This is a genomic window from Paraniabella hibiscisoli (genome assembly GCF_022512515.1).
Lineage (GTDB): Bacteria > Bacteroidota > Bacteroidia > Chitinophagales > Chitinophagaceae > Niabella > Niabella hibiscisoli.
Map to the genome: position 1 here is coordinate 108678 of NZ_JAKWBK010000005.1, position 12627 is coordinate 121304.

At 41.3% G+C, this 12627-nt stretch carries 12 protein-coding genes and 2 pseudogenes; 13 read left to right on the forward strand and 1 reads right to left on the reverse strand.

Translation table 11 applies throughout. The features are described 5' to 3' along the window. Positions 1-25 precede the first annotated feature (25 nt). From MKP07_RS37260 to MKP07_RS37290, 7 genes and pseudogenes are all read left to right on the forward strand, one after another. Complete coding sequence (locus tag MKP07_RS37260) at positions 26-658, forward strand: murein L,D-transpeptidase catalytic domain-containing protein (protein ID WP_240853073.1); 633 nt, start codon at positions 26-28, stop codon at positions 656-658. Positions 659-724: 66 nt separating this feature from the next. Beyond that, positions 725-1780: a tryptophan--tRNA ligase gene (gene trpS, locus MKP07_RS37265; RefSeq protein WP_240853074.1), complete on the forward strand. Its 1056-nt coding sequence runs from the start codon at positions 725-727 to the stop codon at positions 1778-1780. A gap of 163 nt (positions 1781-1943) precedes the next feature. Next, positions 1944-2503: pseudogene (locus MKP07_RS37270) on the forward strand (deoxynucleoside kinase). Between the two features lie 184 nt (positions 2504-2687). Beyond that, positions 2688-3980, forward strand: coding sequence for an aminopeptidase P family protein (locus MKP07_RS37275; protein WP_240852947.1), 1293 nt, complete (start codon positions 2688-2690; stop codon positions 3978-3980). A 25-nt stretch (positions 3981-4005) separates the two neighbouring features. Next, positions 4006-4800: a CDP-alcohol phosphatidyltransferase family protein gene (locus tag MKP07_RS37280; RefSeq protein ID WP_240852946.1), complete on the forward strand. Its 795-nt coding sequence runs from the start codon at positions 4006-4008 to the stop codon at positions 4798-4800. Between the two features lie 2 nt (positions 4801-4802). After that, entirely contained in the window at positions 4803-5507 is a 705-nt protein-coding gene (gene rsmI / locus MKP07_RS37285; protein WP_240853075.1) for a 16S rRNA (cytidine(1402)-2'-O)-methyltransferase, read from the forward strand. Between the two features lie 243 nt (positions 5508-5750). After that, the gene (locus tag MKP07_RS37290) at positions 5751-7499 is read left to right on the forward strand and encodes a M1 family metallopeptidase (protein ID WP_240853076.1); all 1749 of its coding nucleotides are present in this window, start codon (positions 5751-5753) and stop codon (positions 7497-7499) included. A gap of 154 nt (positions 7500-7653) precedes the next feature. On the opposite strand, the gene MKP07_RS37295 is transcribed toward MKP07_RS37290, so the two are convergent. After that, positions 7654-8520 carry an AraC family transcriptional regulator gene (locus MKP07_RS37295; protein WP_240852941.1) on the reverse strand — a complete coding sequence of 289 codons (867 nt, stop codon included), beginning with the start codon at positions 8518-8520 and terminating at the stop codon, positions 7654-7656. A 322-nt stretch (positions 8521-8842) separates the two neighbouring features. Here MKP07_RS37295 and MKP07_RS37300 point away from each other — a divergent pair, with 322 nt between their 5' ends. From MKP07_RS37300 to MKP07_RS43475, 6 genes and pseudogenes are all read left to right on the forward strand, one after another. Further along, entirely contained in the window at positions 8843-10288 is a 1446-nt protein-coding gene (locus tag MKP07_RS37300) for a glucoamylase family protein (RefSeq protein ID WP_240853077.1), read from the forward strand. A gap of 28 nt (positions 10289-10316) precedes the next feature. Next, complete coding sequence (locus MKP07_RS37305; protein WP_240852939.1) at positions 10317-10769, forward strand: Gfo/Idh/MocA family protein; 453 nt, start codon at positions 10317-10319, stop codon at positions 10767-10769. A gap of 156 nt (positions 10770-10925) precedes the next feature. Next, positions 10926-11480 (forward strand): annotated as a pseudogene (locus MKP07_RS37310) (Gfo/Idh/MocA family protein); the annotation flags it as partial. A 58-nt stretch (positions 11481-11538) separates the two neighbouring features. Then, positions 11539-11937: a phytanoyl-CoA dioxygenase family protein gene (locus MKP07_RS37315; protein ID WP_240853078.1), complete on the forward strand. Its 399-nt coding sequence runs from the start codon at positions 11539-11541 to the stop codon at positions 11935-11937. Positions 11938-12027: 90 nt separating this feature from the next. Then, a complete protein-coding gene (locus tag MKP07_RS37320; protein WP_240853079.1) occupies positions 12028-12198 on the forward strand; it encodes a hypothetical protein in 171 nt (56 codons plus the stop codon). Then, complete coding sequence (locus MKP07_RS43475) at positions 12147-12548, forward strand: hypothetical protein (protein ID WP_394803784.1); 402 nt, start codon at positions 12147-12149, stop codon at positions 12546-12548. Before MKP07_RS37320 ends, MKP07_RS43475 begins: the two co-directional genes overlap by 52 nt. Positions 12549-12627: the final 79 nt, after the last annotated feature.

Genomic DNA, 12627 nt, shown 5'->3' on the forward strand with positions numbered 1-12627 from the left:
AAGTAAAATAACTGCAGTTTTTTTTATGAAGTATAAATTTCTGCTGGCAGCCTGCCTGGTTGGTGGGTTCATGTTTACATTTAACAGCAAACAACACAATAAGCCGGTATTCAACAGTGTTGCAGCTAAACTGATTAAACCAGTACAACCTGCAGTGCAGGTAATCGCCGGTAAGCATATTGATTCTGTAAAACAGTTTGTTAAACTGAATAAATATAATAGCGGGATTTGTTTCTTTATCGATATGTCTCTGCCGTCGGGATCTAACCGTTTTTTTATTTACGATCTCAATAAGGACTCTATTATAAATGCGGGGCTGGTAACACATGGCAACTGCTACCAATATTGGCTGGAAGGTAGAAAGTATAGTAACAAGATTGGCAGCGGCTGCACCTCTTTGGGAAAGTATAAGATAGGAAAGCCTTATTACGGCAAATTTGGATTGGCGTACAAACTTTATGGCCTTGATGAAACCAACGATAATGCTCTAAAACGCTTTGTAGTGATGCATTCGCATGCCTGTGTTCCCGATGAGGAAACAAAGGGTGATATCTGCCAGAGTAATGGTTGCCCCACCGTAAGTCCTTCTTTCCTGGCAAAGCTTCAGGCCATTGTAGATAAATCCCCCAGGCCTATGCTGCTTTATATTTATGAGTAGACGGTGGGTATTGATCCGTTGAGGCAAGGCTGAAACAGGAAGAAAAAATAAGTATGAGGTATTTTAATGCGCATTTCATATTTATCTTCGCGACCTATGAGCAATAATAAAGAGACCTTGTCTACCGGCAGGCAGGTAGTGGTAAGCGGCGTGCGTCCTACAGGTAATTTACACCTGGGTAATTATTTTGGCGCTTTGCGTAATTATGTAAAGATGCAGAATGAATATCATTGTTATTTCTTTATAGCCGATCTGCATTCTCTTACTACCCATCCGGATACCAAAGAGCTAAAAGAGAATGTGCTTCATGTCGCTTCAGAATACATGGCTTGTGGCCTTGATCCCGATAAAGTGGTTCTGTATTGCCAGAGTGATTTACCCCAGACAACAGAATTATATCTTTTCCTGAACATGATGGCCTATAAAGGGGAATTGGAGAAGACTACTACTTTTAAAGATAAAGTACGTTTGCAGCCAGAAAATGTAAACGCCGGATTATTAACCTACCCCGTTTTAATGGCGGCTGATATTATGATTCATCGGGCTAAACTGGTGCCGGTAGGTAAAGACCAGGAGCAGCACCTGGAAATGACCCGAACTTTTGCTAATCGTTTCAACCATCGCTACGGTGATGTTTTCCCCGAACCCAGGGCTTTTAATTTTGGCGAGCAATTGCTGAAAGTACCCAGCCTGGACGGAGCAGGGAAAATGAGTAAGAGTGAAAATCAATACGCTACCATTTACCTTTCTGATGATGATGAGCTGATCCGTAAGAAGATTATGAAAGCAAAAACAGATTCGGGCCCCACAGAAGCTAATAGTGTTAAGCCAGATTATATTGAGAACGTTTTCGACCTGATGAAACTGGTAAGTGCGCAGGACACGATTGATAAATTTGAAACAGATTATAACAACTGTAATATACGCTATGGCGATATGAAAAAGCAGCTGGCTGAAGATATGGTGAATTATATAGCTCCGATCCGTCAAAAGGCAAAAGATATACGGGCTAACGAAGCTGAATTAAATATCATTTTGAAAGTGGGAGCTCAAAAGGCTGCTGAAAGTGCAGACAAGACGATTAGTGCCGTGCGCGAGGCCATTGGTCTAAAATATTTTTAGCGCATAGAAAAAAGACTTACTATTGCCGAGTTTTAAAAATTATACCAACGAGCCTGGCTGAGACTTCAGGCATTATACAGCAAAAATGGCCAAGTCGAAATCGAAACCCAAGCATATTGCAATAGCCGGTAACATTGGTGCCGGTAAAACTACATTAACACAAATGCTGGCCAAGCATTACAAATGGATCCCCCATTTTGAAGATGTAGATCATAATCCGTACCTGATGGATTTTTACGAGGATATGCCAAGGTGGAGCTTTAACTTACAGATTTACTTTTGCACGGCCGCTTAAAGCAGTTGCTGGATATTCAGGAGGGTACAGAAACTATTATACAGGATCGCACTATTTATGAGGATGCTAACATTTTTGCACCTAACCTGCACGAAATGGGGCTGATGAGCAAACGCGATTTTGATAATTATTTCGAATTCTTTCAGACGCTCAAAAAAATGGTTAAGCCACCAGATCTCATGATCTATTTGAATGCATCAGTTCCTACATTGGTAGGACAGATACAAAAAAGAGGTCGCGAGTATGAAGAAAACATCCGCCTGGATTATTTGAAAAGGCTCAACGAATTTTATAACAAATGGATTGCGGCCTACAAAGAAGGCCCGCTGCTGGTAATTGATGTAGACAAAAATAAATTCGGCGAAAACGAAGAACATTTTGGTGATATTATCACGAAAATCGATTCAACACTCTACGGGTTATTTTAATACACACCCGTCCTGTAATTACGATTTAGATTTTCGGGACATGATCCCGTTCATCACATTCTTCCTCTCTTCTTTTGCCTGCTATGTTTTTTATTTAGCAGAAGTGTTTACTTTTATGTGCTATTATTAAGGTTCCAAATGTTAAGTTTGTAACCATATTTAGTTTTCAATCTTCAATATTTACATGAAATACTTACCGTTAAATCCTAAACTGTTTATTAATAACAGGGAGCGTTTTGTAAAGAAAATGCAAAAGAATTCTATTGCTATTTTTGTTTCGAACGAGGAAGTGCCGCATAACGCGGATGCTTTATATAAGTATAAACCGAATAGTTCTCTTTTTTGGTTAACCGGCATCAGGCAGGAAGATTCAATGCTGATCCTTTTCCCGGATAATCCGGATCCTAAATATAGAGAAGTGCTGGTATTGGTTCGTCCTAATGAACTAAAAGAAAAGTGGGATGGCAAGCGGTTAAGGGCAGCAGAGGCTACGGCCATTAACGGAATCAAAACAATTGTATGGACAGATGTTTTACCGGCTTTATTACAAGCCTGGATGCATGCTGCCGAAAATGTATACCTGGATTCTAATGAACATGATCGCAAAGGATCCTGGCTCGATACTGCGCAAACACGTTATATTAAGCACATTCAAGAGCGCTACCCACTGCATAATTATCTGCGTGCAGCACGTATCATGCACGAATTAAGGGCCATAAAAACGCAGTATGAAGTAGAGGTAATTCAGAAAGCTATTGATATTACCGAAAATGCATTCCGTGGCCTTTTACAATTTATAAAGCCCGGTGTATGGGAATACGAGATTGAAGCTGAGATTGTTCATTCTTTCCTGAGCCAGCGTGCAACAGGAGAAGGATATAATAGTATTATCGCAAGCGGTGACAATGCCCGGGTATTGCATTATATCTTTAATAGTAACCAGTGCAAAGATGGGGAGCTGATATTGATGGACTTTGGTGCTGAATACGGTGGGTACAATGCCGATTTGACCCGCACCGTACCTGTGAACGGTAAGTTTACACCACGCCAGAAAGAAATATACAATGCCTGCCTGCAGGTGCATCGTTATTGTGCCGGTATTCTGAAGCCGGGTATTACCATTGCTGAGTATCATGAAAAAGCCGGCGATGAGTTTACCAAGCAATACCTGAAGCTGGGCCTGATTAGCAAAGCTGATGTAAAGAACGAAGACCCTCAAAACAGGGCCTATCGCAAATATACTTATCATGGCATCTCTCACCACCTGGGTATTGATGTGCATGACCTGGGCCCTAATTTTTACCAACCCATTAAAGCTGGAATGGTATTTACGATTGAGCCCGGTATTTATATAGAAGAAGAGCAAATGGGCATCCGCATAGAAAATAATTTCTGGCTTACTAAAAATGGTAATATCGATCTGATGAAAAATATTCCAATCGAAGCCGATGATATTGAAAGATTGATGAAGAAGTAGGTTAATAGCTAATGGTTGATCGTTCATGGCAGAATACAAACTATGGACGATCAGCGATGAACCATCAACTCGTATGAAACAGATCCCCAATTTATTTACCCTTCTCAACCTGGTATTCGGCTGTATAGCCATCATTTATATTTTTAAAGATGATGGGTTTTTGATGACCAGTGCTGCCGGTACTTTTTCGATGGGGCTGATAGTAGCCGGAGTCTATATCTTCCTGGCTGCAGTAGTTGATTTCCTGGATGGTTTTGTAGCCCGTTTATTTAAGGCTACTTCAGACATGGGCGCTCAGTTGGATTCGCTGGCCGATGCCGTAACCTTTGGTGTGGCGCCGGGTATGATCATGTATCGGTTGCTTCAATTGGCTTTAACCAAAGCGGCTATGCCGGTAGGTGATATATGGTACCTGCTGCCAGCCTTGCTGATTCCATGTTGTGCCGTATGGCGTTTGGCTAAGTTTAACCTCGATAAAGAGCAGACCTATTACTTTAAAGGCGTGCCTACACCGGCTGCAGGGTTAATGATTGCGTCGTTGCCTTTTATTGTAAATACCACTAATAGTTGGGCCGAAGCCTGGCTTTCTAATCCTTACATCTTATATGCAATTATAGTATTGGTATCTTTTTTAATGGTATCCAATATTCCATTGATCAGTCTTAAATTCAAAAATTTCAGTGTTAAAAGCAACACCGACAAATTTGTTTTATTGCTGATCGCCGTATTATCTATCATCTTCTTAAAATGGTTGGCTGTACCGGTTATATTTATTGCGTATGTGCTGCTGTCTTTAATTTTCAGACCCAATAAAGCTTAATCATGTTATATCTGGTTCCTACACCTATTGGTAATTTAAAGGATATAACCCTTAGAGCGCTGGAAGTGCTGAAGGAGGTAGATGTTATACTTGCTGAAGATACCCGCACTACTTCACACTTATTAAATCATTACCAGGTATCCAGGCCACTTACACCTTACCATCAACATAACGAACATAAAATCGTGGAACACTTGGTGCAACAGTTGGCCGCCGGTAAAAAAATGGCTTTGGTAACCGATGCAGGAACCCCAGGGATTTCCGACCCGGCTTTTTTGCTGGTAAGAGCATGTGTGCAGCAGGGTATTGAAGTGCAAAGTTTACCTGGCGCCACGGCTTTTGTGCCTGCATTAGTAAATAGCGGGCTGCCAACTAATAGTTTCTGCTTTGAAGGTTTTTTACCTTTAAAAAAAGGGCGACATACTTTTCTTGAGAAATTAAAGAGCGAAGAGCGAACGATGATCTTTTATGAGTCGCCGATGCGTTTGGTGAAAACACTTAATGATCTGGCTACTTATTTCGGTGCTGACCGGCAATGTAGTGTAAGCCGGGAACTGACCAAAATGTTCGAAGAAAATAAAAGGGGTAGTTTGCAGGAAGTAGCTGCTTATTTTTCGCAGAAAACCGTAAAAGGCGAGATAGTACTGGTGGTAGAAGGTTTTAACGGAAAGCGAATAGAATATGAGCAAGTAGGCGACGGCGAGTAGTAAATAGGGAAGATAGACTATATTCACGTTGCTTTGTGCCTCCGTTTCTTTTTGCGCTCTGCCTGCCTGAGAGAACTTCATTCTGGCGGGTGCTAAATAGAAAGCTGGTAAGAAATGTCAAGCAACAATTGAGAAATGCTCAATATCCAACTCCCCGTATCCTGCTGCTTTATTATTTAAACGGTTAGGATTCCCTTAACATATATTTTATATTTGCGCTTTTCGTACTTAAGGATAACGATTATGATCAGGAAACTTGTAACAGTTGCTTTAGCCGGTTTTTGGGGAACAATTGCATTGGCTCAACAGGGTTATTGGCAGCAGAAAGTAAAGTATGTGATGGACGTAGACATGGATGTCCAATCCAATCAGTTTACCGGTAAACAAAAATTAGAATATTGGAATAATTCTCCCGACACATTAAAGAAGATCTTTTATCACTTATACTGGAATGCTTTTCAGCCGGGAAGTATGATGGATAATCGCAGCCGCCGCCAGGGTGAAATAAGCATTAATGGCAAGCCAGACTGGGATCCCAGAGTGAGAGGGCGTATTGATAGCCTGGCTAAGGATGAGATAGGGTATCAGAAAGTAAAATCTTTAAAACTGAATGGCGTACCTCAAAAATTTGAAGAGCTCGAAACCATTTTAATGGTGCCGCTAACCAAAGCCATTTTACCCGGACAAAAAGTGGTGCTGGATATGGAGTTCGACGCCCAGGTGCCTTTACAGATCAGGCGCAGCGGTAGAGATAACCCTACTACCAAAGTTCGCTATTCGATGAGTCAATGGTACCCGCGTATCTGTGCCTATGACAAAGCAGGCTGGCATCCTACTCCTTATGTGGGAAGAGAGTTTTATGGCCCTTTCGGGGAGTTTGAGGTCAATATCAGTATTGACAAAAATTATATACTGGGTGGTACCGGCTATTTAAAAAATGCGAACCAGATAGGTTTTGGCTATGAGGCTGCCGGTGTAAAGCCCGTGGTACCAGCTACTGAAAAGCTTACCTGGAGGTTTACCGCATCGAACGTGCACGATTTTATGTGGGCCGCCGATCCTGAGTTCATTCATAAAACCAAACTGATCAAAGATGGCATTACGCTTCATTTATTGTATAAAACTGCCGGCAAAAAAGCCGAAGACTGGGAGAATATTTTAATACAGGCTGAAAAAGCCTACCCCTTTATGGAGAAGCAATTTGGTGCTTATCCTTACAAACAATACTCGTTTATTACCGGTGGTGATGGTGGTATGGAATATCCTATGGCCACCTTATTGGCCAGCCCCGGCGCCTGGTTACATGAATGGTTTCACAGCTGGTACCAGGGGGTATTAGCCACTAATGAAAGCCTCTACCCCTGGATGGACGAAGGGTTTACTTCCTACGGAGAAAACATTGTAAGTGTTTGGTTGAAGAATGGTAACCGCGATACTGCTAATTTGGCCGATTATAACAGCTATTATAAATTGGCTCGCTCTAATTTTGAAGAACCGTTGGCTACTCATGCCGATCATTTTAATACCAATATGGGGTATAGCATTGCCAGCTACTCAAAAGGGGCCGTGTTCTTAGAGCAATTAGGATATATTGTTGGAGCAGCAACACGCGATAAGATCTTACTGGATTACTATAATACCTGGAAGTTCAAACATCCTACTGTTGATGACTTTATACGGGTTGCAGAAAGGGAAAGCGATATGAAGCTGGACTGGTATAAGGAGTTTTGGGTAAACAGTATTAAAACCATTGACTATGCCATTGAAAATGTTTGGGAGGAAAATGGAAAGACGCAGATTAGGCTACGCAATAAAGGTCTTATACCGATGCCTGTTGATCTGGTAATTACCAGGGAAGACGGTAAGCAGGAGTTGCACTATATACCGATGGATCTGATGTATGGTTTGAAGCCGGAAGAGAATACGATCCACGCAAAACCCATCCTGTTTGGCGTTGGACCAGCGAAACCTATGTTATTTCAACTGATTTGAAGAAAGAAGATATCGCTATTATAGAGATTGATCCCACCCAGCGGATGGCCGATATTAACCGGCAGAACAATAAGCAAAACTTTTAAAACAAACCTGTTTATTAAAATATAATAAGGCTACCATGCAGGTAGCCTTTTGCTGTTTTGTATATGTATCATGACCTGTATATTCTTTTGTATTTAACCGGGCTCATCTCATAGTGATTCAAAAATTGACGGTTGAAATTAGAAAGATTATTATATCCGCAGTCATAGCATATTTGTGTAACTGATAGCTCATCATTTTCGATCAGTAACCGTGCTGCCTTTTGCAGGCGCAGTTCCTGTACAAATTGAGAAAATGTTTTTTTTGTACGTTTGGAGAAAAAACGGGAAAATGCATTCTCCTGCATTTGGGCAATGCTAGCCGCCTGCTTAAGTGTTATGCCCTCTTCAAAATGATGAATAGCCCAGTCCAGTACATCCCATAATCTTTTACTTTCTTTAGGGTTATGCCCTTCCTGCGACCAGTTGCATATCGGTTTTAGATCATTGGATTCTGCCAGAGCGGCAACGATCTCCCAAAGGCAGATCCAGCGCTTTAGACCGTTTAAACCAACTATTTTATATAAGAGTTCGCTTACATACCGGTTCGTATTACCTGTTACTTCAATGGCTCTTTTCGATTGTTCAAATAGCCTTTGTATTGCCTGTGTTTCGGGTAAATGCAATGTTTCATTGCCCAAGGAAGCTTCCGTGAAATGTATAACAATAGATCTGGCTCTGAGCCCTGCATCTTTTTCATAATACCTGTCATGGTTTCTATAAGTATGAGGTATATTGGGACCTATCAAAACCAGGTTACCCGGTTCAAAATCGGAGAGGTGGTCGCCAATAAATCTTTTTCCTGTGCTTTCAGTAACCAATACAATTTCATATTCGGGGTGATAATGCCAGGGATTAGGATAGTAATGATAATCAAAATCTCTTACGGCAAATGATTCATTTCTTTCTTTTGGCAGGTGTTCAAGTGCAGGTTTCATTAGAAGTAATTGTTTTGTGCTTTTATAACTATTAAAATAATCTATTTTTTGCTAAAAAAGTATCAATCTTCACTTTTTTGTAGTAGTTTCTCGTTACAACGATCCATAGTTTTGATTACAGATTGCTTTTATATAGGTCGTATCGCTTTGCCGGTAAATAGTTTTTGAATTGCTGTTTACCATGAATTTGTACAGGTATTAAAACTCAAGATTGTGTGTCAACCTATAGAGGATGGTATATCTTCCCGACTAATATATAGCATCCTGGAAGCAGGGTTACAGCTGTGTAATTGAAATCGTTCATCAAAATCTGTGTAGTAATATGAGGAAGTTTTTAATTGGATTGATGCTTATCTGCTGGTCCTGCATCTTTGCAAATGCGCAGCTTTCATTAACAAAAGGTAAATATGGTGATGGACCTGATAGTATTGCCCCGCTTGGCATAAGGAAGGGGCTTAGCGATGAGCAGCTATTAGAAACCGTACAAAAACAAACTTTCCGCTTTTTCTGGCATGGTGCTCATCCACACAGCGGGCTGGCGCTGGAGCGCAGTAATACTGTTTTAGCACAGCATTATTGGGATTATATCAATGAAGCATGGGATGAGCCTAATTTCAGCACTAAACCTTTTGGTCCTGATGCAGGTGCTATTGGCGGAACAGGATTTGGTATAATGGCTACTGTAGTAGCTGTAGATCGTGGCTGGATAGGGCGAGATACGGCTGTAAGGCGATTGATTAAAATAGCAGATTTCTTAATTACTTCCGATTGTTATCATGGTATTTACCCGCACTTTATGGATGGCCGTACTGGTAAAGCCATTCCATTTGACCGCTTAGATGATGGGGCTGATATTGTAGAAACCTCTTACTTGCTGATGGGCTTTTTATGTGCAAGAGAATATTTTAAAGGCAATACACCCCGCGAAGTATACCTGCGCAAAAGAGTAGACCAGATGTGGGGAGCCGCTAACTGGAACTGGCACACGAATGGTCAAAACAAGTTGTTCTGGCATTGGAGCCCTAATAATGGTTTTGATATGAACTTCCCGGTATGGGGATGGAACGAATGCTTGATCACTTATATTATGGCCGCCTCAGCACCTAATCCTGCAAAAGCAATTGCCAAATCTGTTTATGATGGCTCATGGGTAGGCAGCTATGGCTTTAAAAATGGGAAAGAATATTATGGTTACCGGTTACCATTGGGAAACTATGATGAAGATAAAGGTGGTCCTTTATTTTTTGAGCAGTATACATTTCAGGGTATTGATCCTAATGGATTAAAGGATACCCTTGGTAACGATTATTTTGAGCAGGGAAAAAACCATACGCTAATCAATAGGGCCTACTGTATCGAGAATCCCAAAAAGTATAAAGGATATAGTGAAAAATGTTGGGGTCTTACGGCAGGTGACAGTTATAAAGGGTATGTAGCGCACAGTCCACATCCACAAAACGATTTAGGGGTTATTCAACCTACAGCGGCAATTTCATCTATGCCATTTACTCCCAAAGAAAGCATGCAGGCGCTCCGGTATTTTTATGAAGAAATGGGCAATAAAATATGGAGTCGATATGGATTTGTAGATGGGTTTAGCATCCATCATAACTGGTATGCTAAAAGTCATCTGGCAATTGACCAGGGGCCGATTGTTACCATGATTGAGAACTATCGTACCGGGTTGTTATGGAAATTGTTTATGGGCATACCAGATATAAAAAATGGGTTAAAAAGATTAGGCTTTCAAAGCCCGTCTATTCAGTAAAGACGTAATACATTAAAGCAATTGTAATATGAATTCCAAAATATCAAGAAATGAATTCCTGAAGTCTACAACATTTGCCGGTGCAGCTATTTTATTGTCTTCATTAGAGTCCTGGGCGATCAGTTCCGACAGGAAACTAAAGGTAGCGGTAATAGGTTGTGGCAGTGTAAGCAACAGGTATATACCGCACCTGCAATCATCGCCTTATATTCAAATTGTAAGTCTTTGTGATATCAAGCCGGAAAGAGCAATTGCTCAAAACAAGCAATACAACCTGAACGCTAAAACTTATTCGCACATTGATGTAATGTTGAAGGAAGCGCCTTTTGATATGATGGTGACGCTTACGGATATGCAGGTACATGGAGATCTGAATAAAAAAGCATTATTGGCTGGCCGGCATGTTTGGAGTGAGAAGCCATTGGCTAACACCTATGCAGAGGGAAAGGCACTGGTAGCATTAGCAAGGCAAAAAAACTAAAGATCTGGGGCGCTCCGGCAGTTGTCAATAGTCCGCAATTTGCGTTCATGAGCAAATGTATACAGCAAGGTAAGTTGGGAAAAGTGGCTAGTGCTCATGGACAATATGGACATACAGGTCCCGGCTGGAGTTCTTTTTTTATGAAAAGGAGGTGGCAGTATGCCCGATTTAGGGGTTTATAATATAACTACTTTAACAGGGTTGTTAGGCCCTGCAAGATCGGTTATGGCTATGACCAGTATAGTGAAACCAGAGCGGAAAATTGATGATAAAGGAACTATTAAAGTAGTAGCGGAAGATAATGCACACATTTTACTGGAACATGATAATAATGTAATAAGTCATGTAATGTGTGGCTTCAATTATTTTGACCCACATGGTCATGAAGCCGGCAAGCAAGCGCTGCATTCTATACAGGTTTACGGCGATTATGGCAACATGCGGTTAATAGGTTATGACTGGGAAACAAATGGTGTGATGGTGGATACTTCATGGGATGAACCGGCAATATTAATGAGCAGTGATAAAGGAGATTTTGTTTGGCAGGAAGGCGCTACCAAAGTAGGGGAGTCGTTGATCAATAATACCGACCTGCTTATTAATGTTGAACATGCTTTACATGTGCTGGAAATTATTGAAGCTGCCCGCAAATCATCAGCTATGGGCACTAAAGTAAAATTAACCAGTCAATTTAAATGGCCCGTGGTATAACGAAGGCCACTCTGAAAGAGGTATTATTACAAATGAGGTAGTACTAAAAAACAAGGTTATGGAATATATGCCATTGTCGGCTGATCAGGTTGCAGCGTATGAACAAAAAGGGTACATCATTGTCAAGAACTTTTTGTCACAGGCAGAAGTACAAAAACTGCACACTATTGCGGTAACGGATCATGTATTACAAAAGCATGCTTTTGATCTGAACGATCAGGCTGGTAAAAAAACAAAGCTTACTTTATGGTACACACCGGGTAATGATGCCTATGGTTTACTCACTAAGAGTCAACGCATGGTAAATGCAGCCGACAAATTGTTGGATGGAAATGGAGCTGTCTGTCATTTTCATAGCAAGCTTATGCAAAAGGAACCGCAAACCGGAGGCGCCTGGGAATGGCACCAGGATTATGGTTATTGGTATAAAAATGAGTTTTGTTTCCTGATCAGATGATCAGCATTATGGTGGCTATCACTGATGCGAGCAAAGCAAACGGGTGTTTACAGGTGCTACCGGGATCGCATAAGATGGGCCGGGTAGAGCATGGTTTTTCGGGGAGAGCAGGTAGGCGCTTCCATGCGTTATGTAGAATTAGCTTTAAAAGAAATGGACCTGGTATATGTAGAAATTAATGCGGGAGATGCTTTATTGTTTCATCGAACTTGTTACACAGGTCAGAAGCAAATTTATCCGACAAGCCGCGCTGGTCGCTGATATCAGTATATAACAGAGACAGTAACATACCGTATAATGAACGCTCTTCTTCCAGCACGATGCCGCTGCAACCCGTTCCTGATGAAGCTTTGATGAAGTGGGTAGCTGATCATATTGATGATGGCGCCAATTTAGGAACGCGGGCGGGACGTGCAGCATTTAAAGATTATCCAACGATGAACCTTGTCGTTGGGAGAATAAATTGTTTTTTTAAAATAATTTTATATGAACGATGTTTTGGCTCCGATTCTAAAACATTAATAAAATGGTGCAAAGTTACCATACCGCATGACGCCATTGTCGCAGGCAGGCATCAGTGGTGGATGGGCTGCAAAGGAACTTTGCGATAAGGGGCTTAAAACACAAAAGGAACGCGGGCGGGACGTGCAGCATTTAAAGATTATCCAACGATGAACCTTGTCGTTGGGA